This window comes from Curtobacterium sp. 'Ferrero' (genome assembly GCF_002412165.1).
Lineage (GTDB): Bacteria > Actinomycetota > Actinomycetes > Actinomycetales > Microbacteriaceae > Curtobacterium.
Window position 1 is genome coordinate 86,116 of the sequence record NZ_NXIA01000006.1, and the last position, 22,915, is coordinate 109,030.

A 22,915-nucleotide genomic window follows, 5' to 3' on the forward strand; every position below is an offset into this window, starting at 1 on the left:
TGCGATGACCGGCACGGAAGGCCACCACAGCGCGGCGCAGTTCCCGTGGCGCGGGCGACTCGTCCGCAAGGGCGAGGGGCCGGCGTCGACGGCCAACGTCGCGAACATCATCACCGTGGTGCGCATCCTCATGGCGCCGCTGTTCTTCGTGCTCCTGCTCGCCGACGCGGGCCAGGACACCTCGGTCCGGATCTGGGCAGCCGTGCTCTTCGTCGTCGCGATCGTCACCGACAGTGCCGACGGCATCATCGCGCGGCGGCAGAACCTGGTCACGGACTTCGGCAAGCTCGTCGACCCGATCGCCGACAAGGTCCTGATCGGCGGTGCGCTCGTCGCCCTCTCGATCCTCGGCGAACTGCCGTGGTACGTGACCGTCCTCATCATGGTCCGCGAGATCGGCATCACCGTGTTCCGCTTCGCGGTGCTGTCCGACCGGGTGATCCCGGCGAGCCGTGGCGGCAAGGTGAAGACCGTCCTGCAGGCCGTCGCGATCACGCTCGCCCTGTTCCCGTGGTGGCAGCTCGTGGGGGACTGGGCGCACTGGGTGAACGGGATCCTGATGACGGCGGCGTTCCTGGCGACGATCCTCAGCGGCCTCGACTACCTGTGGCAGGCCTGGAAGCACAACCGGACCGCCGCGTGAGCGCAGCCGACCCGACCGCGGCGGCCGTGGTCGAGGCACTGACCGCGCGCGGGGAGACGATCGCGGTGGCGGAGTCGCTCACGGGTGGCCTCGTCGTGGCGACCCTCGTGGGGGTCCCGGGCGCGAGTGCCGTCGTCCGGGGCGGCGTGGTCGCCTACGCCACCCCCGTGAAGGCGTCCGTGCTCGGTGTCTCCGCGACGCTGCTCGCCGCGCGCGGTGCGGTCGACCCAGAGGTCGCGCGCCAGATGGCCGCCGGTGTCCGCGAGGTGCTCACGGTCGACGGCGAACCGGCGACGTGGGGGATCAGCACCACCGGGGTCGCCGGACCGGACCCGCAGGACGGCAAGGCGGTCGGCACCGTGTTCGTCGGGATCGCGTCCGCCGACGGGGCGACCGCCTGGGAGCTGCACCTCGACGGCGACCGGGAGGCAATCCGTCGGGAGACCGTCTCCGAACTCCTGGCACGGATGTCGTCCACGGCACGCGGAGCGGTCCCCGGGCACGGGGAATAGGCGTCGTTTCCGCTGGGTTACATCTGACGCAATCTCCAGCAGTACCGAAGCCGCAGTGGTTAGCATGCTGCGAACGGCAACGCTACTGTTGCTGAACCCGAACCCGACCAGCCCGGTCGGGCGGGCGCGGAGACGACAGGAAGGAGGAGATCTCATGGTTCTCGTTCGTCAGGAAATCGGCGACGTGCTTCGGGACTTCCGCTTGCAGAAGGGCCGGACCCTCCGTCAGGTCGCGTCCAAGGCCAGCGTGGCCCTCGGGTACCTCAGCGAGGTGGAGCGTGGTCAGAAGGAGGCCAGTTCCGAGATCCTCGCCTCGGTCGCCGACGCGCTCGACACCCCCATCTCCACCATCATGCGTGAGGTGGGTGACCGTCTCGCCGTCGTCGAGGGGCTCACCCCGGTCCCCGACACGCTGCCCGACGAGCTCGTCGCCGAGTTCGACAACGACCTCGCGGTGCGCTGACCCGCACTGCACCGAACGCCCCCGCCGGTCCGCCGGCGGGGGCGTTCGCGTTCGTGGTGGTCGGCGCGGCCGTGGCGTCGCGCCCGTCCCGTGCCGCCGGTCCCGTCCCGCCTCGCCCGGCGTCGGGGTTCCGAAATCTCGGCATCTCGGCGCCCGATCGCGCCGGGTGTGGAACCTCGACGCCGAGCGGACGGCGAGTCGTGGAACCGCGACAGCACGTCGTTAGGGTGGTCGGGTGCGGGTGAGTGAGTTCTGGCGAGCAGTCGACCAGGTGTTCGGCGAGGCGTACGGCGCGGTCGTGACGCGGGACGTCGTGCTCGAGGCGATCGGCGGGCGTTCCGCGGAGGAGGCCCTGCGTGCCGGCGTCGACGCCCGGACCGTGTGGGACGCGCTGTGCGACTCGCAGGACGTGCCCGTGGAACGACGGCACGGCAAGGGCCTCGCGGAACCGAAGGACTGACACGTCCGAAACTGTGTTCGGCGTGTTGCTCGAACGGGTGTTCGATCGGTGGTAGCTTCCTGCACAGCGGCTTCGTCCTGGTGCTCTCTCCACAGACCGCGCGTCCGTCGGCAGCGATGTCGGTGGGCCGCCGTAGGTTGATCGACATCGGGACAGGCCCGACGCCTTGTCGCAGAAGCACCGGCCTTGCAGCACCGGCCGGGGTGGCGCGACAGCCTACAGGCAGCCGACATCGAGCACGAAGGACGCAGACCATGCCCTCACCCCAGGACCGCGAGAAGGCCCTCGAGACCGCTCTCGCCCAGATCGACCGCCAGTTCGGCAAGGGCACCGTCATGCGCCTCGGCTCGGACGAGCGCGCGCCGGTCTCCATCATCCCGACCGGATCCGTCGCGCTCGACGTCGCGCTCGGCATCGGCGGCCTCCCGCGCGGCCGCATCATCGAGATCTACGGGCCGGAGTCCTCCGGTAAGACGACCCTGACGCTGCACGCCATCGCGAACGCGCAGCGCAACGGTGGCATCGCGGCGTTCATCGACGCCGAGCACGCCCTCGACCCGGAGTACGCCAAGAAGCTCGGTGTCGACATCGACGCGCTGCTCGTGTCGCAGCCCGACACCGGTGAGCAGGCGCTCGAGATCGCCGACATGCTCGTCCGTTCCGGCTCGATCGACCTCATCGTCGTCGACTCGGTCGCCGCGCTCGTGCCCCGTGCCGAGATCGAGGGCGAGATGGGTGACTCGCACGTCGGTCTGCAGGCGCGCCTCATGTCGCAGGCGCTCCGCAAGCTGGCGGGTGGGCTGAACCAGACGCAGACCACGATGATCTTCATCAACCAGCTGCGCGAGAAGATCGGTGTGTTCTTCGGCAGCCCGGAGACGACCGCCGGTGGCAAGGCGCTGAAGTTCTACGCGTCCGTCCGCCTCGACATCCGGCGCATCGAGACCCTGAAGAGCGGCACGGACGCGGTCGGCAACCGGACCCGCGTCAAGGTCGTCAAGAACAAGATGGCGCCGCCGTTCAAGCAGGCCGAGTTCGACATCCTCTACGGGGTCGGCATCTCGCGGGAAGGCTCGTTGCTCGACTTCGGTGTGGACCACGGCATCGTCAAGAAGTCGGGTGCCTGGTACACCTACGACGGCGACCAGCTCGGGCAGGGCAAGGAGAACTCGCGGTCGTTCCTCATCCAGAACCCCGAGATCGCCGCGGAGATCGAGGGCAAGATCCTCGCCAAGCTCGGGATCGGCGGTGCCAAGGAGGACGCGGCGGAGGCGCCGGTCGACTCCATCGCGCCGAAGCTCGCCGAGCGCAAGGGCGCGTGACCTCCTCGGACGGCCGCGCGACCCGGGGCGACGACGATCTGGCACCGGTCACCGACCTGTTCGGTGCTCGGTCTCGTCGTGCCCCGGGCGCCGGCCATCCTTCCCCGGCCGGTGATGCCCGGTTCGGTGTGGCCCCGGCCGGTGATGCCCTGCCCGGTGCCGCCCCGGCCGGTGATGCCCGGTCCGGTGCCGCCCCGTCGGGTGATGCCCGGTCCGGTGGTCCGCACGTCCCCGACGACGGGTCGGGCGCTTCCGACGGGGCCGATGCTGACTCGCCCGTGCCGATCACGGGTGCACACGCTCAGGCCGAGTGGGTGTCGCCGGTCGTCGGTGACGCCACCGGGCGGAGCGTCCGGAGCGAGCGCGGCGGGTACGACCACGACCACGAGGCCGATGCCCCGCGCGCCTCGGTCTTCGCGATCGTCGACGGCGAGGAGCTCGATCCCGAGGACGCGCCGCGACCGCTGGTCGAGCAGCGAGCTGATGCCGAGCGCGTGAGCATGCGGGCGCTCGGCCGTCGTGGAGTGAGCACCTCGGAGATGCGGAAGACCCTCGCGCAGCACGACCTCGATCCGGGCGTGGTGGAGGACGAGATCGTCCGGCTCACACGGGTCGGGCTGCTCGACGACGTGGCACTCGCGACCGACCTCGTGGACCGCCTCCACGCACGCAAGGGACTCGGACGGCAGGGTGTCGTGGCGGAACTCCGACGCCGAGGCATCGACCAGGGCGCCATCGACACGGCACTGGATGCCGCGGCCGACGACGAGGACGACGAGTTCGTCCGCGCACTCGACCTCGCGGCGAAACGGGCTGGGCAGCTCCGTGGCCTCGACCGCGAGACCGCGGAACGTCGGCTGGCGGGTTTCCTCATGCGCAAGGGCTACAACTCCGGCGTGGTGCGGATCGCGGTCCAGCGGGCGCTCGACGGCACCGGCCGACGACCGGCGTCCGGCCCCGGGACCGTCCGCTTCGAGTAGCGCCGGGTCGGGGACGACGTCCGAGCTGTCCGGGCCAGGCGCGTCCTGTCCGGCGACCTACACTGGGGAGATCATGGCCACCGTCGAAGCGCGCCCCCGCACCTACGAAGTCCGCACCTACGGGTGCCAGATGAACGTGCACGACTCGGAGCGCCTCAGCGGGTCGCTCCGCGCGGCCGGGTACGTCGCGGCCGACGGCGAGCAGGCCGACGTCGTCGTCATCAACACGTGCGCCGTGCGTGAGAACGCCGACAACCGCCTCTACGGGAACCTCGGGCACCTCGCTGGTGTCAAGCGCGAGCACCCCGGCATGCAGATCGCCGTCGGCGGGTGCCTGGCGCAGAAGGACAAGAACGTCATCCTCGAGAAGGCGCCGTGGGTCGACGTCGTGTTCGGGACGCACAACATGGGGTCGCTCCCGACGCTCCTCGAGCGCGCGCGGCACAACGACGAGGCCCAGATCGAGATCCTCGAGTCGCTCGACGTCTTCCCGTCGACGCTCCCGACCAAGCGTGACTCGACCTACAGCGGGTGGGTCTCCATCTCGGTCGGCTGCAACAACACCTGCACGTTCTGCATCGTCCCGTCGCTGCGGGGCAAGGAGAAGGACCGTCGGCCGGGCGACGTCCTGGCCGAGATCCAGGCGCTCGTCGACGACGGCGCGATCGAGGTCACGCTGCTCGGACAGAACGTCAACTCCTACGGCGTCGAGTTCGGTGACCGCCAGGCGTTCAGCAAGCTCCTGCGTGCCGCGGGAGCGATCGACGGCCTGGAGCGCATCCGCTTCACGAGCCCGCACCCGGCAGCGTTCACCGACGACGTCATCGACGCGATGGCGGAGACGCCCACCGTGATGCCCCAGTTGCACATGCCGCTGCAGTCCGGCTCCGACCGGGTCTTGAAGGCCATGCGGCGCAGCTACCGGAGCGAGCGGTTCCTCGGGATCCTCGACCGGGTGCGGTCGAAGATCCCGCACGCGGCGATCTCGACGGACATCATCGTGGGGTTCCCCGGGGAGACGGACGAGGACTTCGAGGACACCCTGCGCGTGGTGGAGACATCGCGCTTCGCGTCCGCGTTCACGTTCCAGTACTCGATCCGCCCGGGGACGCCGGCCGCGACGATGCCCGACCAGCTCCCGAAGGAGGTCGTGCAGGAGCGCTACGAACGTCTGATCGCGCTGCAGGAACGCATCACCGCGGAGGAGAACGCCGCGCAGGTCGGCCGGAGCGTCGAGGTGCTGGTCGCGACCGGCGAGGGCAAGAAGGACGACGCGACGCACCGGCTCTCCGGTCGCGCCGAGGACTCCCGGCTCGTCCACTTCTCGGTGCCGGCCGGCTCCGACGTGCCCCGTCCCGGCGACGTGGTGACGGTGGAGGTCACCCGTGCGGCGCCGCACTTCCTCATCGCGGACAACGACGGGCCGCTCCGCATCCGACGGACCCGGGCGGGGGACGCCTGGGACCGGGCGCAGGCGGAGAGCTGCGGCGTGCCGACGCCCACCGTGCCGGGCGACGGTCCGCGTCCGGTGTCGCTCGGTCTGCCCTCGCTCCGTGTCGGCAGCTGACCCGACGAGCGGCCGGGACGGCACCGGCGCACCGGGCAGTCGCAGCCGCCCCGCGGTGCAGGCCGTCCAGGACGGCACCGCGGCGCAGGCCGTCCAGAACGGCACTGCGGCGCAGGCCAGCCAGAACGGCGTCGCGGCGCAGGCCAGCCCGGGCCACTCCGTGACGCCGGCCGATCCAAGCCCCGGCCCCGGCACCGGCCGTTCCGCGGACCTGATCGCGGTCGTCGGGGCGACCGGCACCGGGAAGTCCGACCTCGCCGTGGCGATCGCGGACCGGGTGCGGTCGTCCGGTCGCCCGGTGGAGATCGTCAACGCCGACGCGATGCAGCTCTACCGCGGCATGGACATCGGCACCGCGAAGCTGACCGTCCCCGAACGGCACGGCATCCCACACCGGCAGCTCGACGTGCTCGACGTCACCGACGAGGCGAGCGTCGCGGCCTACCAGCGCGATGCTCGGCGGGACGCCGAACGGGTCCTGGACGAGGGCGGTGTCGCCGTGCTCACCGGTGGCAGCGGCCTGTACGTGTCCGCGGTGCTCTTCGACCTCGACTTCCCGGGCACGGACCCCGAGCTCCGGGCGCGACTCGAACGCGAGCACGACGAACTCGGGCCGGGCATCCTGCTCGAACGGCTCCGCAGCCTCGATCCGCACGCCGCGGCCACCATCGACGCGCGCAACCCGCGACGGCTCATCCGCGCGCTCGAGATCGCGAGCCGATCCGAGGTGGTGACCCCGAGCCTCCCGTCCGTGCCCCGCGCCTGGCGGCCGGCGCGCATCCTGCACCTGCGGCGGGATCGAGCCCACCTCGTCGACGCGCTGCAGGCGCGGGCGCAGCGGATGTTCGACACCGGGCTGGTGGACGAGGTGGAGCGCCTGCGCGCCGCAGGGCTCGAGCGCGGCCGGACGGCGTCCCGGGCGATCGGGTACGCGCAGGCACTCGACGTGCTGCGGGGGGAGGCGAGCGTCGCGGAGGCAGTCGACGCGACGAGCCTCGCGACCCGCAAGTACGCCCGGCGGCAGGTCGCCTGGTTCAAGCGGTACGCGACGGCGGAGGACCTCGACGTCACCGGCGCCGACCGGTCGGCGTTGTCCGACCTGGCCCGTAGGCTGGTCCCGTGACCGAGCTGCACTTCACCAAGGGGCAGGGGACCGGCAACGACTTCGTGCTGTTCGCCGACCCCGACGCCACCGTCGACCTCACCCCCGAGCGCATCCGGGCGATCGCGGACCGACGGTTCGGGGTGGGCGGCGACGGCGTCATCCGCGCGGTGCGGTCCGAGGCACTGCCCGAGGGACGCGCCCTGGTCGCGGACGCACCCGAGGCGGTCTGGTTCATGGACTACCACAACGCCGACGGGTCGGTCGCCGAGATGTGCGGCAACGGGATCCGCGTGTTCGCCCGGTACCTGACCGAGGCGGGCCTGGTGGACCTGGCGCCCGGTGAGACGCTGACGGTCGGCAGCCGGAAGGGCCTGGTCGACATCCAGCGCACGACGAACGGGTTCCAGGCCGACCTCGGCCGCTGGGGGCTCGGCATCGAGGGTGGCGGCGCCGACGACGTGCTCGTCCGCGCGAAGAACCTCGACGGCGCACGGCCCGGCATCGGGATCGACGTGGGCAACCCGCACGTCGTCGTCGCCGTCGCGACGGAGGACGAGGTCGCCGACCTCGACCTCACTTACGTCCCGGTGCTCGACCCGGCCCCCGACGCCGGTGCGAACGTCGAGTTCGTGCTCCCCGGCGATCCGCTCATCAACGACGGCGTCGGCGAGATCACCATGCGCGTGCACGAGCGGGGGAGCGGCGAGACCCTGTCCTGCGGCACCGGGGCGGTCGCCGCGGCGCTCGCGACCCGGTACTGGGCCGGGTCCGGTGCGCCCGACACCTGGCGCGTGCGGGTCCCCGGTGGTGTCGTCACCGTGCGGATGTTCGCGGCGGAGGACGGCGAGCACGTCGCGTTGTCCGGGCCGGCGGAGCTGGTCTTCTCCGGAGACCTGACCGTCTGAGCGGTGTGCCGTCGCGCCGGCGCGACAGGCCTCGACGGGTCGCCGCGGCTCGGTGCGGGTCGTCCCCGCCGCGGATGGGAGGCCCGTGGTGCGTGACCGACGTCGGTGACGCGCACCGCGCCTCCAGTCCGGATCGCGCGGCGCGCATCCCCCGCGAATCGGGGTCCCCGGTCCGGATCGCGTGGCGTGCGTCCCGCGCGAATCGGGGTCCCCGGTCCGGATCGCGCAGCGCGAGTCCCCCGCGAAGCGGGGTTCCCGGTCCGGATCGCGCGGCGCGCGTCCTACGCGACGCGGTGTACCCGGATGACCCGGAAGCCCTTGTCGGTCGAGGCCCGCGACACCGTGTGGTCCGGGCCGAGCGTGTCGTGCAGCCAGCGCTGCAGGGAGTCGCCGCCGAGGTCCTTCGAGACCACCAACCAGGCGTCGCCGCCGACCTCGAGCCTGGGCAGCCACGTGAGCAGGATCTGGTGCAGCTCGTCCTTGCCCACCCGGATCGGCGGGTTCGACCAGATCGTCCGGAAGCGGAGGTCCGTCGGCACGTCGTCGGGAAGGGCGATCGTGACGTTGGACGCCCCGGCCGTGGCGGCGTTGGCACGGGCGAGTCCGAGCACCCGTTCGTTGACGTCGACACCCCACACCTGTGCGTCGGGTGACTCGAGGGCCATGGTGATCGCGATCGGACCCCATCCGCAGCCGATGTCGAGGAGCGCCCCGGAGGTCGCCGGCGGCGGCGCCGAGCCGAGCAGCACCTTCGTCCCGCGGTCCACCCCGTCGGGACTGAAGACCCCGGCCGCCGTGCTCAGCGTGAGCGGTCGACCGGCGAGCGTGACGTGCACCTGGCGCTCGCGGACCGGCGACGACGGGTTCGCGGAGAAGTAGTGCTCGTTCGCCATGGATGAACCGTACCGGCTCACCCGTGTGTCCCGGGCGTGGCGGCGGTACCCTGTGGACAGGATGACGGATACCCCCCAGCAGAACAACCAGTCCCACGACGACAGCGCCGACGGTGTCGTCGAACGCGTGCTGCGCAACGCCGACCAACGCGCCACCTCAGCGATCTTCGCCCCGGCCCAGGCGATCCAGACCCGTTCCGTGGACGACCACGGCTGGACGGGCGACGGCGACCAGTACGACCGCGAGGACCGTGCGGCCCTCCGGCGCGTCACCGGGCTCTCCACCGAACTGCAGGACGTCACCGAGGTCGAGTACCGGCAGCTCCGGCTCGAGCAGGTCGTCCTCATCGGCGTGTACCCGCAGGGTGATGCGCAGGACGCGGAGAACTCGCTCCGCGAGCTCGCCGCCCTGGCCGAGACCGCCGGGGCCGTGGTGCTCGACGGCCTCCTGCAGCGTCGCCCCACCCCCGACCCGTCGACGTACCTCGGCAAGGGCAAGGCGGAGGAGCTCGCCATGGTCGTCAAGGTCACCGGCGCCGACACGGTGATCGCGGACACCGAACTCGCGCCGTCGCAGCGGCGTGCACTCGAGGACGTCGTGAAGGTCAAGGTGATCGACCGGACCGCGGTGATCCTCGACATCTTCAGCCAGCACGCGAAGAGCCGCGAGGGCAAGGCGCAGGTCGAGCTCGCGCAGCTCGAGTACCTCCTCCCACGCCTCCGCGGGTGGGGTGAGTCGATGTCCCGCCAGGCCGGTGGTCAGGTGTCCGGCGGCGCGGGCATGGGCTCCCGTGGTCCGGGTGAGACGAAGATCGAACTCGACCGGCGGCGGATCCACTCCCGCATGGCGAAGCTCCGTCGGCAGATCGCCTCCTTCCGGCCCGCGCGCGAGGCCAAGCGTGCCGAGCGCAACCGCCACGACGTCCCGAGCGTCGCGATCGCCGGGTACACGAACGCCGGCAAGTCGTCGCTGCTGAACCGGCTGACGAGCGCGGGCGTCCTGGTCCAGAACCAGCTGTTCGCCACCCTCGACGCCACCGTGCGCCGGACGAACTCGGCGAAGGGCCGGGAGTACACGTTCGCGGACACGGTGGGCTTCGTGCGGAACCTGCCGCACCAGCTCGTCGAGGCGTTCCGCTCGACGCTCGAGGAGGTCGGCGACGCCGACGTCATCGTGCACGTCGTGGACGGCTCGCACCCCGACCCGGGCGCGCAGCTGTCGACGGTCCGCGACGTGATCGGCGAGGTGGGCGCGCGCGACATCCCCGAGATCGTCGCCTTCAACAAGGCCGACCTGATCGACGAGTCGCAGCGGCTCGTGCTGCTCGGGCTCGTGCCGGACGCGGTCTTCGTGTCCGCACGCACGGGCGAGGGCATCCACGACCTCCTCGCGGCGATCGAGGCGCGGCTGCCCGAGCCGGACGTCGCGCTCACCGTGGTGATCCCGTACGACCGGGGTGATCTCGTGTCCACGCTCCACGACGCCGGCGCGGTGGAGTCCGTCGACTACGTCGAGGACGGCACCCGCCTGGAGGTGCGGGTGTTCCAGCGCCAGGTCGCCGAGCTCGACCCGTACGTCGTCACGCCCGTCGCGTCCTGACACGCCGCCGCCTGGAGGCACGGCCCGCGTCCGGCGGGCACGTCACCACCGCTGCTGTGTCCGGAACCAGGTTCCGCGCGCCGGCAGCGATGAGCAGTGCGCGGCGGGAGCGACGAGCGGTGCGCGACGGTGGGCCCCGCGTTGCTCGACGCGCGTCGGGTCAGATGGAGCGCAGGACCGCGACGACCTTCCCGAGGACGGTGGCCGCGTCGCCGAGGATCGGCTCGAAGGCCGAGTTCCGGGGGAGCAGCCACGTGTGGCCGTCGCGCTGCCGGAAGACCTTGACGGTCGCTTCCTCGTCGAGCATCGCCGCGACGATGTCGCCGTTCTCGGCGGTCTGCTGTGACCGAACGACCACCCAGTCGCCGTCGCAGATGGCCGCGTCGATCATGGACTCGCCGACGACCTTGAGCATGAAGAGGTCGCCCGTCCCGACGAGCTGGCGGGGGAGCGGGACGATCTCGTCGACGTGCTGCTCCGCGGTGATCGGGACACCGGCGGCGATCCGTCCGACGAGCGGCACGAGCGTGGTCGCATCGACGTCGGGGGCGTCCGCGTCGGCGCTCGGCTCGTCGACCAGGACCTCGAGCGCGCGGGGACGGTTCGGGTCGCGGCGGATCCAACCACCGAGTTCGAGCTGGCCGAGCTGGTGGGAGACGCTCGACAACGACGACAGCCCGGCAGCGTCGCCGATCTCCCGCATGCTCGGCGGGTAACCGCGGCTGGCGATCGACGCGCGGATGGCGTCGAGGATGGCCTGCTGCTTCGCCGTCAGCGGCTTCTGTCCGCGCAGTTCGTCGGCCACGTCGTCTCGCCCTTCGTCGGTGCTGGAGCCGGTCCGCGGGAATGTCGGTGGTCCCCGGTTCACTTGTCCCAGTCGGTCGAAACAGTATCCGACCGCACCACGCCGGACAAACACCTGTTCGAGCGTGTCGCCGAATCCACCTGCAGAAATCCCCTCCCAGGGGTTGTGCATCCTCTGATTCGAAACTATGTTCGGTACACGACTTCGGATCGCCGACCGGGAAGGCAAGAACGACATGAGCACCATCGCCATCGCTGACACCCAGCGCACCGCTGCTCCCGCCGTGCGTACGCGCCTGCGCCTGACGCGCCGCGGACGGGTCGTCTTCACGACGCTCGCCGCGCTCCCGATCCTGCTGGTGGTCGCGATCGCCGTCCTCAACGGTGGCGGTGCCGCTGCCGGTGATGCCGCAGGAACCGGATCGACGCGCTTCGAGACCGTGACGATCCAGCCCGGCGAGACGCTGTGGCAGCTGGCGGAGGAGACCGCTCCCGACTCCGATCCGCGCGACTTCGTGGCCGACGTCGTGAACCTCAACGCGCTCGACGGGTCCGCGCTGCAGGCGGGCGAGACCATCTCGATCCCGACGAAGTACACGCACGAGCACTGAGAGCACGACGCGGACCGAAGTCGGTGCCCACCGGCGACGACGTCCAGGTGCTGCACTGACGGAGGACGGAGCCACCCACCCACCGTCCGGACGGCCGGTCGTCGTCCCGGCCGCGCGGCCTACGATGGATCGGTGGCATTCACGCTCGAAGACCTCCCGATCCGAGACGACCTCCGCGGACAGACGCCGTACGGTGCTCCGCAGAAGCACGTGCGCGTGCAGCTCAACGTCAACGAGAACACGCATCCGGTCCCGGGCGAGGTCGCCGAGGACATCGTCGAGTCGATCCGGCAGGCGATCACGACGGTCAACCGCTACCCCGACCGTGAGTTCACCGAGCTGCGCCGGTCGCTGACGGACTACCTCAACGGCGGGCTGACCGGTGAGCAGCGGCTGACGACCGACCAGCTCTGGGCGGCGAACGGCTCGAACGAGGTGCTGCAGCAGCTCCTCCAGGCCTTCGGTGGTCCGGGGCGGAGCGTGCTCGGCTTCCCGCCCACGTACTCGATGCACTCGATCCTCGCGGCGGGCACCGGGACGGCCTGGATCGCCGCTGAGCGCGACCCGGAGTTCCGGATCTCGCCGGAGACCGTCACGGCCGCCATCGCCGAACACCGTCCCGACATCGTGTTCCTGTGCGGGCCGAACAACCCCACGGGTACCCCGCTGCCCATCGAGACGATCGAGGCGGCCTACGCCGCCACCGACGGCATCGTGATGGTCGACGAGGCCTACGCCGAGTTCATGCCGTCGGATGCGCCGAGCGCGCTGACGCTCCTGCCCGGGCGCGAGCGGTTGGTCGTGTCGCGCACGATGAGCAAGGCGTTCGCGTTCGCCGGTGCCCGGGTGGGGTACCTCGCCGCACACCCGGCCGTGATCGACGCGATCCGGTTGGTCCGGCTGCCCTACCACCTGTCCGCCCTCACCCAGGCCGCGGCGGTCGCGGCACTCCGGCACGCCCCGGCGATGCTGGCGATGGTCGACGACATCAAGCGGCAGCGCGACCGGATGGCGACCGAGCTCCAGGCGATGGGGTACCGCACCTACGAGACCTGGTCGAACTTCGTGCTGTTCGGCGGCGTCGCCGACCCGCACGCGGCGTTCGAGGCGCTCCTCGAGCAGGACGTCATCGTGCGTGACCTCGGCATCCCCGGCCACCTCCGCGTGAGCGCCGGGACCGAGGACGAGACGACCGCGTTCCTCGACGCCATGCGCCGCGTCGCCGAGGTCCAGCCCCCGGTTAGGGTTGACGCATGACCGCCCGCACCGCCTCGATCAGCCGGAGCACGAGCGAGTCGAGCATCGAGCTGGAGCTCGACCTCGACGGCACCGGCTCCTCCGACATCTCGACGAGCGTGCCGTTCTTCGACCACATGCTGACGGCGTTCAGCAAGCACTCGCTCATCGACCTCCGGGTCCGTTCGACCGGTGACACCGACATCGACGCGCACCACACCGTCGAGGACACCGGCATCGTGCTCGGTCAGGCGCTCCGCCAGGCCCTCGGCGACCGGTCCGGGATCGGTCGCTACGGCGACGCGCTCGTGCCGCTCGACGAGGCGCTGGCCCAGGCCGTCGTCGACGTGTCCGGTCGGCCGTTCCTGGTGCACACCGGCGAGCCCGAGGGCTTCGCGTTCCACCGGATCGGGGGGCACTTCACCGGCTCGCTCGTCCGGCACGTGTTCGAGGCGATCACCGTCAACGCCGGCATCACCGTGCACGTCCGCGTCCTCGGCGGCCGTGACCCGCACCACATCGCGGAGGCCGAGTTCAAGGCCTTCGCGCGGGCGATGCGCCGCGCGGTGGAGCTCGATCCCCGCGTCGACGGCGTCCCGTCCACGAAGGGCACGCTGTGAGCGGGAAGCCGGACGTCGTGGTCCTCGACTACGGGTCGGGGAACGTGCACTCGGCAGCCAAGGCACTCGAACGCGCCGGGGCCGCCGTGACGCTGAGCTCGGACAAGCGCCGGGCGCTCGACGCGGACGGGCTGCTCGTCCCCGGCGTCGGCGCGTTCGGCGCCGTGGTCGACCAGCTCGAGGGCGTGCGCGGCGGCGAGATCGTCGACCACCGTCTGGCCGGAGGGCGTCCGGTCCTCGGCATCTGCGTCGGCATGCAGGTGCTGTTCTCGCGTGGCGTGGAGCGTGGTGTCGACGTCGAGGGCCTGGCGCAGTGGCCCGGCACCGTGCAGGAGCTCCAGGCCGAGGTGCTGCCGCACATGGGCTGGAACACGGTCGAGGCACCGGAAGACTCGGTGCTCTTCGACGGCCTGCACGACGAGCGGTTCTACTTCGTGCACTCCTACGGTGTCACGGACTTCCCGCTCGAGGCGTACGGCCCGTTCCGCGCGCCCCGGCTCACCTGGGCCGAGCACGGGCAGCGCTTCCTGGCCGCCGTCGAGAACGGCCCACTGACCGCCACCCAGTTCCACCCCGAGAAGTCGGGGGAGGCCGGCATCCAGCTGCTCTGCAACTGGGTGCGGTCCCTCTGACACGCACCCCGGCACGCCCGACCGGACGCACGCCCCAGCCTGACGCACGCCCGACCGCGAACCCCACCGACAGGACCATGACCGACTCCTCCGCGCCCCGCCCCCTCGTCCTCCTGCCCGCCGTCGACGTCGTCGACGGCCAAGCAGTCCGCCTGACCCAGGGCGAGGCGGGCAGCGAGACCGGCTACGGCGACCCGGTCAGCGCCGCCCGCACGTGGCGGGACCAGGGCGCCGAGTGGCTCCACCTCGTCGACCTCGACGCGGCGTTCGGCCGCGGGGACAACCGCGAGGTGATCGCGCAGGCGATCCGGGAGGTCGAGGGCGTCGCCGTCGAACTCTCCGGCGGCATCCGCGACGACGCCTCGCTCGAGGCCGCCCTCGCGACCGGCGCCGCACGGGTGAACCTCGGCACCGCCGCCCTCGAGGACCCCGAGTGGGCCGCGCGGGTCATCGGCGAGTACGGCGACCAGATCGCGGTCGGCCTCGACGTCCGCGGCACGACGCTCGCGAGCCGCGGGTGGACCGAGGACGCCGGAGACCTGTGGGAGGTGCTCGACCGTCTCGAGGCGGCCGGGTGCGCGCGGTACGTCGTCACGGACGTGACGAAGGACGGCACGCTCCAGGGCCCGAACGTCGACCTGCTACGCCAGGTGTGCGAACGCACCGACAAGCCGGTCGTGGCCTCTGGCGGGATCTCGACGCTCGACGACCTCGTCGCGCTCCGGGCCCTCGTCCCGCACGGGCTCGAAGGGGCGATCATCGGCAAGGCGCTCTACTCGGGCGCGTTCACCCTCCCGGCCGCCCTCGACGTCGCCTCGGCCTAGCCCGTGGCGGGCATCTCGAACGGCCGCGGCACCGGACCGGAGCCGGGCGAGCACGACGACGACGCCGCAGCCGACACCGGAGCCCACCCCCACTCACCGGCCGACTCGGCCGGGTTCCCGTGGGCGGGGCGGACCTTCGACCACCACGACACGGCGTTCGCGGACGACGACGGCCTGGCCGACCCGGCGCTCGTCGAGGCGATCCGGCGCGTCGCGGACGGAGCCTCCCAGTCCGACGTGGTCGACGCCCTCCGGTCGGCCCGGCTCCTCATCCCGCTCCTGGCCGAGGCCGGCGACGTCGGGCACACCGACGACGGCCGCCTGGTCGACAAGACCCAGGAGCTCTCCATCGTCACCGTTGCCGGACCGGACGGTCGCTCCGTGATGCCGGCGTTCACCTCGGTCGAGGCCATGCGGTCGTGGGACCCCACCGCGCGCCCGGTGCCCGTCGAGTCGCGCCGGGTGGCGATGGCCGCAGCCAGCGAGGACACGCAACTGGTGGTGCTCGACCCCACCGCCCCGACCGAGTTCGTCCTCCGTCGTCCGGCGGTCTGGGCGCTCGGGCAGGACCTGCCGTGGACGCCCTGCTTCGAGGACCCCGAGGTCGCCCGGGCCTTCGCCGCCTCGGTGGCGGACGAGCCGGCGGTCGTCCGCGTCGAGCTGTCGGCGGGCGACCCGCTCGGCCGGTTCCAGGGCGCGGAGCTCACGGTCGGCCTCGCGCTGGTGCCGGGCCTCGACCAGTCCGGTGTGCAGGCGCTCGTCGGCCGCCTCCAGCCCCGGTGGTCCACCGACCCGGTGATCGCGGAACGCGTGGACAGCATGCGGGTGGCGCTGCGCGCAGCGTGATCCGGGCCTCCCGTCCGGTACGGCGGCGTCCGTCGTGCGCACGCCGACGGTCTGACGGGAGGCGCGGTGTGCGACCGCAGGTCGGGCCGCGCCCGGCGGGCCGTGCGGGGCGCGGCGATGCGCCCGGCCCCGGGCCGCGTCGCCGCTAGCATGGGGCGGGTGAGCACGAACCCGACGACCAACCCCGGAGCCGGCGCGACCACCATCGGTCCGACGGGTCGGCCCGTGCGGGCGTTCGCGGTCCCCGAGGAGCTCGACGGTCACGGTCCGGCCCGGATCATCGCGCTCTGCAACCAGAAGGGCGGCGTCGGCAAGACGACGACCTCGATCAACCTCGGCGCCGCGCTCGCGGAGTACGGGCGGAAGGTCCTCGCCGTCGACTTCGACCCGCAGGGCGCACTGTCCGCCGGGCTCGGCGTCCGGACGCACGACATCCCGACCGTCTACGACCTGCTGATGGGGTCGGTGAAGGACCCGCGCGAGGTCATCCAGCCGACCAACATGCCGTACCTCGACGTCATCCCGGCGAACATCGACCTGTCCGCTGCCGAGGTGCACCTGGTCAACGAGGTCGCCCGCGAGCAGATCCTGGCGAGCGTGCTGCGGAAGGTGTCGAACGACTACGACGTCATCCTCGTCGACTGCCAGCCGTCGCTCGGACTCCTCACCGTCAACGCCCTGACCGCGGCGCACGGCGTCCTGATCCCGCTCGAGTGTGAGTTCTTCGCGCTGCGCGGGGTCGCGCTCCTCATCGAGACGATCGACAAGGTGCGCGATCGGCTCAACCCGGCGCTGACGCTCGACGGCATCCTCGCGACGATGTACGACTCGCGGACCCTGCACTCGCGTGAGGTCATGGAGCGCGTCGTGGACACGTTCGACGACCGGGTGCTCGACACCGTCATCGGACGGACCGTGAAGTTCCCGGACGCCACGGTGTCGGCGCGACCGATCACGCAGACCGCGCCCGACCACGCCGCCGCGCACGCGTACCGGCAGCTCGCACGGGAGCTCGTCGAGCGTGGCGCCGTCGCCTGATCCGGCAAGCGCCGCCAACGCAGCCGACGTGCCGGTCGGCACCCAGACCGTCCCGGGGTTCCGCGTCCGACTGTCGAACTTCGACGGGCCGTTCGACCTGCTCCTGTCGCTCATCACGAAGCACGAGCTCGACATCACCGAGGTGTCCCTGGGCGCGGTGACGGGGGAGTTCATCGCGTACGTGCGCCAGGCCGAGTCCGCCGACGAGCTCGACGAGGCGAGCGAGTTCCTCGTCGTGGCGGCCACCCTGCTCGACCTGAAGATCGCCGGCCTCCTGCCGCAGGGGGAGCTCGTCGACGCCGAGGACGTGGCACTGCTCGAGGCGCGCGACCTGCTGTTCGCCCGACTGCTGCAGTACCGCGCCTTCAAGCAGGCGGCCGACTGGTTCGGTTCCCGGTGGGTGGAGGAGTCGCGGCGACACGTGCGGCGGGTCCGGCTCGAGGAGCGGTTCCGTGCGCGCACCCCCGAGCTCGTCTGGACGCTCTCGCTGCAGGACTTCGCCGCGCTCGCGACCCTGGCGTTCGCACCGCGCGAGATCCCCACCGTCGGGTTGGACCACCTGCACGCACCGCTCGTCAGCATCCGGGAGCAGGCCGCGATCGTCGTCTCGATCCTCCGCACCCGGGCGGACGAGGACGTCTCGTTCCGTGAACTGGTGGCCGGGGTCCACGAGACGGGTATCGTGGTGGCTCGTTTCCTCGCGATCCTCGAGCTGTACCGCAACGCGTCCATCACGTTCGAGCAGGTCGAACCGCTCGGGGAACTGCTGCTGCGGTGGACCGCCGAGGACTGGTCCGACGAGAGCCTCGCCAACCTGGGAGCCGACTATGACGGATGACGCGCACGCGCACGACTCGTCGAGCGCCGAACCCGGCGGCGCGGAGGAGCTGGCGGACGCCCGGGCGATCGAGCAGTCGATGCACCACGCTGCGCCGGCCCAGCCGGTCGACCGGCAGCTCGAGGCCATCCTCATGATCGCCGACGAGCCGCAGTCCCTCGTGGCGCTCGGTGCCGCCGTCGGTGCGCCCGTCCCTGCCGTCCGGCAGGCGATCGAGCGGCTCGTCGCGGACTTCGACGGCGTCGACGGGACCGTCCGCCGCGGCTTCGAACTCCGCGAGGTCGGCGGCGGCTGGCGGTTCTACGTCCGGCAGGAGCTCGACGACGTCGTCGAGCAGTTCGTCGAGCAGGAGCGCCCCTCCCGGCTGTCCCAGGCGGCGCTGGAGACCCTCGCGGTGGTCGCCTACAAGCAGCCGATCACCCGCTCGCAGATCGCGTCGATCCGGGCGGTGAACGTCGACGGGGTCGTCCGGACACTCGTCGCGCGCGGCCTCATCGAGGAGTCGTTCACGGACGCCGAGACCGGCGCCATCAACTACGTCACGTCCGACCTGCTCCTGCAGCAGCTCGGCATCAACTCGCTCGACGAGCTGCCGCTCATCTCGCCCCTCCTGGACGACGGTGCGGACGGCTTCGGGCAGAACGAAGGGATCCCCGATGGCCGCGCATGATGAAGAACGACGAGGCGGCCCGCGGGGCGGGTCCGGTCGGACTGGAGGCCCGTCCCGCGACCGCAGCGCCGGCTCCGGTCGGTCGGGTGGCCGCTTCGGCGGCGGGGGCCGCGACGAGCGTGGCCGGGAGGAGCGCGGCCGGGACGAGCGCGGCGACCGCGGTGGGTACCGCGGTCGCGACGAGCGTGGTGGCCGAAGCGGGTACGAGCGGCGCGACGACCGGGGTGCATCCGGCGGGTTCCGCGGGCGTGACGACCGTGGGTCGTCGAGCGGGTTCCGCGGGCGCGACGACCGGACCGGCGGTGGTCGCGGTCGGTTCGTGAGCCGAGACGACGACCGCCGGCAGGGCGACCGCGGCGGGTTCGTCCGTCGCGATGACGACCGTGGTGGGTTCCGCGGGCGTGACGATCGTCGGGACGGTGGCGACCGCGGTGGGTACCGCGGACGTGACGACCGTCGCGACGGAGCGGAGCGCGGTGGGTACCGCGGGCGTGACGACCGCCGTGACGACCGCCGTGACGGTGGCGACCGCGGTGGGTACCGCGGGCGTGACGACCGCCGGGACGGAGCGGACCGCGGTGGGTACCGCGGTCGTGACGACCGTCGGGACGGCGCGGACCGCGGTGGGTACCGCGGGCGTGACGACCGCCGTGACGGTGGCGACCGTGGCGGGTTCCGCGGGCGTGACGACCGTCGCGACGACCGGCGGGCAGCACCCCGTCGTGACGACGACCGACGCCGCGACCCGGCCCGCGAGGACCGCCGCACCCCGGACGGACGCCCCAGCACGGTGTGGCACAACGGCCGCCGGTACGTCGGCGGTACGACGACGGCGCGCAACGCCGACCGCCCGCGTGGTGCCGACCAGCGCGCCGGCGCACGGCGCTCCGACGGTCCGCGCGGCGTGGACCGGAACACGACCCCGCGCCCCGCGGGCGCCCGCGACGAGCACGGGCAGCCGCTGGAGGGCACGCCCGAGCGGCCCATCATCCCGGACTGGGACGCGCCGGACGCGACGGCGACCGCCGGGGCCGAGCCGTCCCTCCAGGCCGACGGCGAGCGTCTGCAGAAGGTGATCGCCGCGGCGGGCGTGGCGTCTCGTCGCGTCGCGGAGAACCTCATCGTCGAGGGCCGGGTGACGGTGAACGGCACGGTCGTCGAGGAACTCGGGCGGCGTGTGGACCCGGACGTCGACGAGGTCGCCGTCGACGGCGTGCCCGTGCAGACCGACACGTCGAAGCGGTACGTCCTGCTGAACAAGCCGGTCGGCATCGTGTCGAGCCTGCAGGACGAGCGGGGGCGTCGCGACCTGTCCGAGTTCGTCGACCGCTACGAGGAACGCCTGTTCAACGTCGGGCGGCTCGATGCGGAGACATCCGGGCTGCTCGTGCTGACGAACGACGGGGACCTCGCGCACGTGCTCGCGCACCCGTCGTTCGGCGTGACGAAGACCTACATCGCCAAGGTGGAGGGGAACGTGAACCCGGCGACCGTCCAGCGGCTGCTCGACGGTGTGGAACTCGAGGACGGGCCGATCGCTGCCGACAAGGTACGGCTGCTCGAGTCCGCGCGCGGCGAGTCGCTCGTCGAGGTCACACTGCACTCGGGTCGGAACCGGATCGTCCGCCGCATGCTCGACGAGGTCGGACACCCCGTCCTCGAACTCGTCCGACGGTCCTTCGGGCCGCTGCAGCTCGGGAACCTGCCGATCGGCAAGACCCGTGAGCTGACGACGGTGGAGCTCGGGAAGCTGCTCGCCATCGCGCGGGACCACGGGCCGGAGGTGGTCGCGCAGACGGACGAGTGAGTCGCCGCCCGGCATTTGCATCGCGCATCGCATATATTCAAGAATGCAACATATCGTTGGCCTGCTCCGTCAACCAACGAAAGTGAAGCAAGATGACGCAACGAAGGCGATTCCTCGTGGGGGCCGGTGCCGCCGCGACGGTCGCGGCGGTGATCGGGTCCGGGTTCGTGGCCTCCGGTGCCGCGGTGGCCGTCGACTCGGACGTCCCGCGCGAGGCGATCCCGCAGAGAGGCATCACGCTCTCCGCGCAGAACGCCGCCGGCAAGACGATCGCGTGGACGGGGAACTCGGGCACCAACGTCGACCTCCGTGAGTACGACACGCGTGCGCAGGCCGTCGCGGCAGGGCTCACGTCGTTCCGGGCCGCAGTCGACGGCAACGGCTTCGTGAAGTTCATCACCGAGCGGACCGGGGAGTGCCTGACCGTCACGACCGACGGCGTCCGGGCCGGGGTCTCCGTGAGTGCCTTCTCCTGCCGCAGCTCGACCTCCAACTTCTCCGTCGACGACGGCCGCATCGTCTCGCCGTACGGGTGGAGCCTGCAGAACGAGCGCATCACGCTGCGCAACCAGCCGAAGGCCGCGTTCGCGTTCACCGCGGGCACCGGGGCCGACTTCGGCGTCCAGCTCCAGTACCGGGACGCGGTGCCCGCCACCGAGTTCGAGGTGACGCCCCCGGCGACCACCGACCCGAACGACCGTGCGCGGGTGTCGGGTCACGCGACGCCGAACAGCTTCGTCGAGATCCACGACGGACTCGGGACGCTCCTCAACGTCGGTCAGGTCGGGACCGACGCCGACGGGAACTGGAGCGCGGTCATCAACGGGCCCCAGCGCGGCACGTTCGAGCAGGACATCCTCGTCTCGGTGAGCAACGGGACGGGCCTCGTCCAGCGCAGCCGCGGCACCGTGACCTACGGGCAGGGTGTCTCCGCCACCGCGGGTGAAGCGCCCGTCGCCGCCGACGGCACGGCACTGGTCCGCGGCCACGGCGACGCCGGCGCCCGCGTCCGGGTGCTCCAGGGCGGCTCGGCCGACCCGGTCACCGTGGCAGCCGACGGCACGTGGTCACTCCGGGTCACGCCCTCGAAGGCGCGGAGCGCGTCGACGGTCGTGGTCGAGATGACCGGCGTCGGCGGGGCGCAGACCGTGGTGCCCGTCGAACTCGACTCGGTCGAGCTCGACCCCGACGTCGTCTTCCCCGCGGACGCCGCCGAGTCGGCCTACGTCGAGGGTGAGGCGCCCGCCGGCGCCGACGTCGCGGTGCTCGACCAGGACGGGGCCGAGGTCGGCACGGGCCGGGTGCCCGCGAACGGCCACTTCGAGGTCGACATCGACCCCGCGGACACCGCCGGCAAGGTGGCCCGCACCGTCGTGCTGCGCCAGGGTGGCGCCGAGATCGCCCGTCAGGACGCCGTGGTCGACTACGGTGCCCCGGTCCGGATCACGTCCCCGTCGGACGGCGCGGACGTCACGCCGTCCACGGTCGTCCGGGGGACGGGCGAGCCCGGTGCCGAGGTGACCCTCGAGCTCGGCGACCGCACGCTCTCGACGGAGGTCGGGGCGGACGGCACGTGGTCGGGGCGCTTCGAGGACGCCGGTCGACGTCCGTTCGCGCTGACGAGCCCTGCGGACGTGACCTTCATGGACCGCAGCAAGCCCGCGATCACGGGCACGGGCACGCCCGGGGCGACGGTGCGGTTCCAGCCGCACGGGACCGACCCGAGTGACGCCGTCGACACCACCGTCGACGAGGGCGGCACCTGGCGCATCGCCGGTGCGGACCTCCCCGTCCAGCAGTTCGACGGCGACCGGGGTGCCGAGTACGACGCCCTCGTCGTCCACCAGCCGGGTGCCTCCGCCCAGCAGGCGACCGTGCACCTCGAGGGACGACTGGACCCGCTGCGCGTGACGAGCCCCGAGCAGGGCTCGACGGTCGTCGCGGACCGCGGGTTCGTGACGTTCACGGGGACCGGCACCCCGGGCGACGAGATCGTCACCCGTGGTTCCGGCAACGGCCCCGTCTCGAGCACCGTCGTCCGCGCCGACGGCACCTGGACGATCCGCGACGTCGTCTTCGCCGCCGGCGAGCACACCGCCAGGATCGTCGGCCACGGCGCCACCGCGGACGTCACCTTCACGGTCGGGTCCGACACCGGCTCGGACCTGACGGTGATCGAGCCGACCGACGGCAGCACCGTGACGCCGGACGACGACTTCGTGAACCCCGGCGTGCACTTCCGCGGGACCGGAGCACCGGGCGCCTACGGTGCCGTCGTCGACCTCCGCAGCGGTGCGATCCACGGCTTCACCGTCGACGCGTTCGGCGGTTGGAGCAGGAACGTCCCGCTGCTCGCCGGCGAGTCACGGGTGCGGGTGATCGACAACGTCAACGCGCCGGTCGAGCTGACCGTCACGACCGTGTACCCCTGACACCGGCTCCCCGACGCCGGGCTCCGCGCTCGGCACGTCACCGACCGCCCTCGCCGCACCGCGACGGGGGCGGTCGTGTTTCGTCGACCACGAGCCAGGACCGCGTG

The 22,915-nt window shown here is 72.0% G+C and carries 24 protein-coding genes; 21 read left to right on the forward strand and 3 right to left on the reverse strand.

What is annotated here, in order from left to right; genetic code table 11:
• Positions 1-4: 4 nt before the first annotated feature.
• From pgsA to dapF, 9 genes are all read left to right on the forward strand, one after another.
• The gene (gene pgsA / locus Csp2054_RS07720; protein WP_176491613.1) at positions 5-643 is read left to right on the forward strand and encodes a CDP-diacylglycerol--glycerol-3-phosphate 3-phosphatidyltransferase; all 639 of its coding nucleotides are present in this window, start codon (positions 5-7) and stop codon (positions 641-643) included.
• On the forward strand, positions 640-1,155 hold the full coding sequence (locus Csp2054_RS07725; protein ID WP_096898725.1) for a CinA family protein: 516 nt from the start codon (positions 640-642) through the stop codon (positions 1,153-1,155). Before pgsA ends, Csp2054_RS07725 begins: the two co-directional genes overlap by 4 nt.
• A 154-nt stretch (positions 1,156-1,309) precedes the next feature.
• Positions 1,310-1,618, forward strand: coding sequence for a helix-turn-helix domain-containing protein (locus tag Csp2054_RS07730; RefSeq protein ID WP_058725115.1), 309 nt, complete (start codon positions 1,310-1,312; stop codon positions 1,616-1,618).
• A 235-nt stretch (positions 1,619-1,853) separates the two neighbouring features.
• On the forward strand, positions 1,854-2,078 hold the full coding sequence (locus Csp2054_RS07735; protein WP_096898726.1) for a DUF3046 domain-containing protein: 225 nt from the start codon (positions 1,854-1,856) through the stop codon (positions 2,076-2,078).
• Positions 2,079-2,332: 254 nt separating this feature from the next.
• Complete coding sequence (recA, locus tag Csp2054_RS07740; protein WP_096898727.1) at positions 2,333-3,400, forward strand: recombinase RecA; 1,068 nt, start codon at positions 2,333-2,335, stop codon at positions 3,398-3,400.
• Positions 3,397-4,380, forward strand: a complete 984-nt coding sequence (locus Csp2054_RS07745) for a regulatory protein RecX (RefSeq protein WP_096898728.1) — start codon at positions 3,397-3,399, stop codon at positions 4,378-4,380. The genes recA and Csp2054_RS07745 overlap by 4 nt, the downstream gene beginning before the upstream one ends.
• A 73-nt stretch (positions 4,381-4,453) precedes the next feature.
• Positions 4,454-5,947, forward strand: a complete 1,494-nt coding sequence (miaB, locus tag Csp2054_RS07750) for a tRNA (N6-isopentenyl adenosine(37)-C2)-methylthiotransferase MiaB (RefSeq protein ID WP_096898729.1) — start codon at positions 4,454-4,456, stop codon at positions 5,945-5,947.
• A 160-nt stretch (positions 5,948-6,107) separates the two neighbouring features.
• Positions 6,108-7,070, forward strand: a complete 963-nt coding sequence (miaA, locus tag Csp2054_RS07755; RefSeq protein WP_096898776.1) for a tRNA (adenosine(37)-N6)-dimethylallyltransferase MiaA — start codon at positions 6,108-6,110, stop codon at positions 7,068-7,070.
• A complete protein-coding gene (gene dapF / locus Csp2054_RS07760; protein WP_096898730.1) occupies positions 7,067-7,957 on the forward strand; it encodes a diaminopimelate epimerase in 891 nt (296 codons plus the stop codon). The genes miaA and dapF overlap by 4 nt, the downstream gene beginning before the upstream one ends.
• A gap of 281 nt (positions 7,958-8,238) precedes the next feature.
• Here the strand turns inward: dapF and Csp2054_RS07765 are convergent, their stop codons facing one another.
• The gene (locus Csp2054_RS07765) at positions 8,239-8,850 is read right to left on the reverse strand and encodes a class I SAM-dependent methyltransferase (RefSeq protein WP_096898731.1); all 612 of its coding nucleotides are present in this window, start codon (positions 8,848-8,850) and stop codon (positions 8,239-8,241) included.
• Between the two features lie 61 nt (positions 8,851-8,911).
• Here Csp2054_RS07765 and hflX point away from each other — a divergent pair, with 61 nt between their 5' ends.
• On the forward strand, positions 8,912-10,450 hold the full coding sequence (gene hflX, locus Csp2054_RS07770) for a GTPase HflX (RefSeq protein ID WP_096898732.1): 1,539 nt from the start codon (positions 8,912-8,914) through the stop codon (positions 10,448-10,450).
• 160 nt (positions 10,451-10,610) lie between these two features.
• Here hflX and lexA read toward each other — a convergent pair whose 3' ends face one another.
• A complete protein-coding gene (gene lexA / locus Csp2054_RS07775; protein ID WP_096898733.1) occupies positions 10,611-11,255 on the reverse strand; it encodes a transcriptional repressor LexA in 645 nt (214 codons plus the stop codon).
• Between the two features lie 235 nt (positions 11,256-11,490).
• On the opposite strand from lexA, the gene Csp2054_RS07780 reads away from it, so the two are divergent.
• From Csp2054_RS07780 to scpB, 9 genes are all read left to right on the forward strand, one after another.
• Entirely contained in the window at positions 11,491-11,865 is a 375-nt protein-coding gene (locus Csp2054_RS07780; RefSeq protein WP_096898734.1) for a LysM peptidoglycan-binding domain-containing protein, read from the forward strand.
• A 132-nt stretch (positions 11,866-11,997) separates the two neighbouring features.
• Positions 11,998-13,122: a histidinol-phosphate transaminase gene (locus Csp2054_RS07785; RefSeq protein WP_096898735.1), complete on the forward strand. Its 1,125-nt coding sequence runs from the start codon at positions 11,998-12,000 to the stop codon at positions 13,120-13,122.
• Positions 13,119-13,721, forward strand: coding sequence for an imidazoleglycerol-phosphate dehydratase HisB (gene hisB, locus Csp2054_RS07790; RefSeq protein WP_096898736.1), 603 nt, complete (start codon positions 13,119-13,121; stop codon positions 13,719-13,721). The genes Csp2054_RS07785 and hisB overlap by 4 nt, the downstream gene beginning before the upstream one ends.
• Positions 13,718-14,353: an imidazole glycerol phosphate synthase subunit HisH gene (gene hisH / locus Csp2054_RS07795; RefSeq protein ID WP_096898737.1), complete on the forward strand. Its 636-nt coding sequence runs from the start codon at positions 13,718-13,720 to the stop codon at positions 14,351-14,353. Before hisB ends, hisH begins: the two co-directional genes overlap by 4 nt.
• Before the next feature lie 77 nt (positions 14,354-14,430).
• A complete protein-coding gene (gene priA, locus Csp2054_RS07800) occupies positions 14,431-15,177 on the forward strand; it encodes a bifunctional 1-(5-phosphoribosyl)-5-((5-phosphoribosylamino)methylideneamino)imidazole-4-carboxamide isomerase/phosphoribosylanthranilate isomerase PriA (protein ID WP_096898738.1) in 747 nt (248 codons plus the stop codon).
• Positions 15,178-15,180: 3 nt separating this feature from the next.
• On the forward strand, positions 15,181-16,023 hold the full coding sequence (locus Csp2054_RS07805) for an SseB family protein (RefSeq protein WP_096898739.1): 843 nt from the start codon (positions 15,181-15,183) through the stop codon (positions 16,021-16,023).
• Between the two features lie 150 nt (positions 16,024-16,173).
• Complete coding sequence (locus Csp2054_RS07810) at positions 16,174-17,061, forward strand: ParA family protein (protein ID WP_096898740.1); 888 nt, start codon at positions 16,174-16,176, stop codon at positions 17,059-17,061.
• Entirely contained in the window at positions 17,045-17,899 is an 855-nt protein-coding gene (locus Csp2054_RS07815) for a segregation and condensation protein A (RefSeq protein WP_411897145.1), read from the forward strand. The genes Csp2054_RS07810 and Csp2054_RS07815 overlap by 17 nt, the downstream gene beginning before the upstream one ends.
• 79 nt (positions 17,900-17,978) lie before the next feature.
• Positions 17,979-18,569, forward strand: coding sequence for an SMC-Scp complex subunit ScpB (scpB, locus tag Csp2054_RS07820; protein ID WP_096898778.1), 591 nt, complete (start codon positions 17,979-17,981; stop codon positions 18,567-18,569).
• Here scpB and Csp2054_RS18375 read toward each other — a convergent pair.
• Entirely contained in the window at positions 18,496-19,368 is an 873-nt protein-coding gene (locus Csp2054_RS18375) for a hypothetical protein (RefSeq protein WP_217990884.1), read from the reverse strand. The genes scpB and Csp2054_RS18375 overlap by 74 nt on opposite strands.
• Positions 19,369-19,632: 264 nt before the next feature.
• On the opposite strand from Csp2054_RS18375, the gene Csp2054_RS18380 reads away from it, so the two are divergent.
• Both Csp2054_RS18380 and Csp2054_RS07830 read left to right on the forward strand, forming a co-directional pair.
• Positions 19,633-20,376 (forward strand): pseudouridine synthase, encoded by a 744-nt coding sequence (locus Csp2054_RS18380; RefSeq protein ID WP_255252659.1) that lies wholly within the window; start codon positions 19,633-19,635, stop codon positions 20,374-20,376.
• 92 nt (positions 20,377-20,468) lie between these two features.
• Complete coding sequence (locus tag Csp2054_RS07830; RefSeq protein WP_141399173.1) at positions 20,469-22,808, forward strand: Ig-like domain-containing protein; 2,340 nt, start codon at positions 20,469-20,471, stop codon at positions 22,806-22,808.
• The last annotated feature ends 107 nt before the right edge of the window (positions 22,809-22,915 follow it).

Bases quoted from the DNA above. Each gene is read 5' to 3' on its own strand.
- Csp2054_RS07780 (WP_096898734.1), top strand. From the start codon at position 11,491: ATGAGCACCATCGCCATCGCTGACACCCAGCGCACCGCTGCTCCCGCC.
- recA (WP_096898727.1), top strand. From the start codon at position 2,333: ATGCCCTCACCCCAGGACCGCGAGAAGGCCCTCGAGACCGCTCTCGCC.
- scpB (WP_096898778.1), top strand. From the start codon at position 17,979: ATGCACCACGCTGCGCCGGCCCAGCCGGTCGACCGGCAGCTCGAGGCC.
- Csp2054_RS07765 (WP_096898731.1), bottom strand. From the start codon at position 8,850: ATGGCGAACGAGCACTACTTCTCCGCGAACCCGTCGTCGCCGGTCCGC.
- Csp2054_RS07810 (WP_096898740.1), top strand. From the start codon at position 16,174: ATGGGGCGGGTGAGCACGAACCCGACGACCAACCCCGGAGCCGGCGCG.
- Csp2054_RS07830 (WP_141399173.1), top strand. From the start codon at position 20,469: ATGACGCAACGAAGGCGATTCCTCGTGGGGGCCGGTGCCGCCGCGACG.
- hflX (WP_096898732.1), top strand. From the start codon at position 8,912: ATGACGGATACCCCCCAGCAGAACAACCAGTCCCACGACGACAGCGCC.
- hisB (WP_096898736.1), top strand. From the start codon at position 13,119: ATGACCGCCCGCACCGCCTCGATCAGCCGGAGCACGAGCGAGTCGAGC.
- Csp2054_RS07730 (WP_058725115.1), top strand. From the start codon at position 1,310: ATGGTTCTCGTTCGTCAGGAAATCGGCGACGTGCTTCGGGACTTCCGC.
- priA (WP_096898738.1), top strand. From the start codon at position 14,431: ATGACCGACTCCTCCGCGCCCCGCCCCCTCGTCCTCCTGCCCGCCGTC.
- pgsA (WP_176491613.1), top strand. From the start codon at position 5: ATGACCGGCACGGAAGGCCACCACAGCGCGGCGCAGTTCCCGTGGCGC.
- miaB (WP_096898729.1), top strand. From the start codon at position 4,454: ATGGCCACCGTCGAAGCGCGCCCCCGCACCTACGAAGTCCGCACCTAC.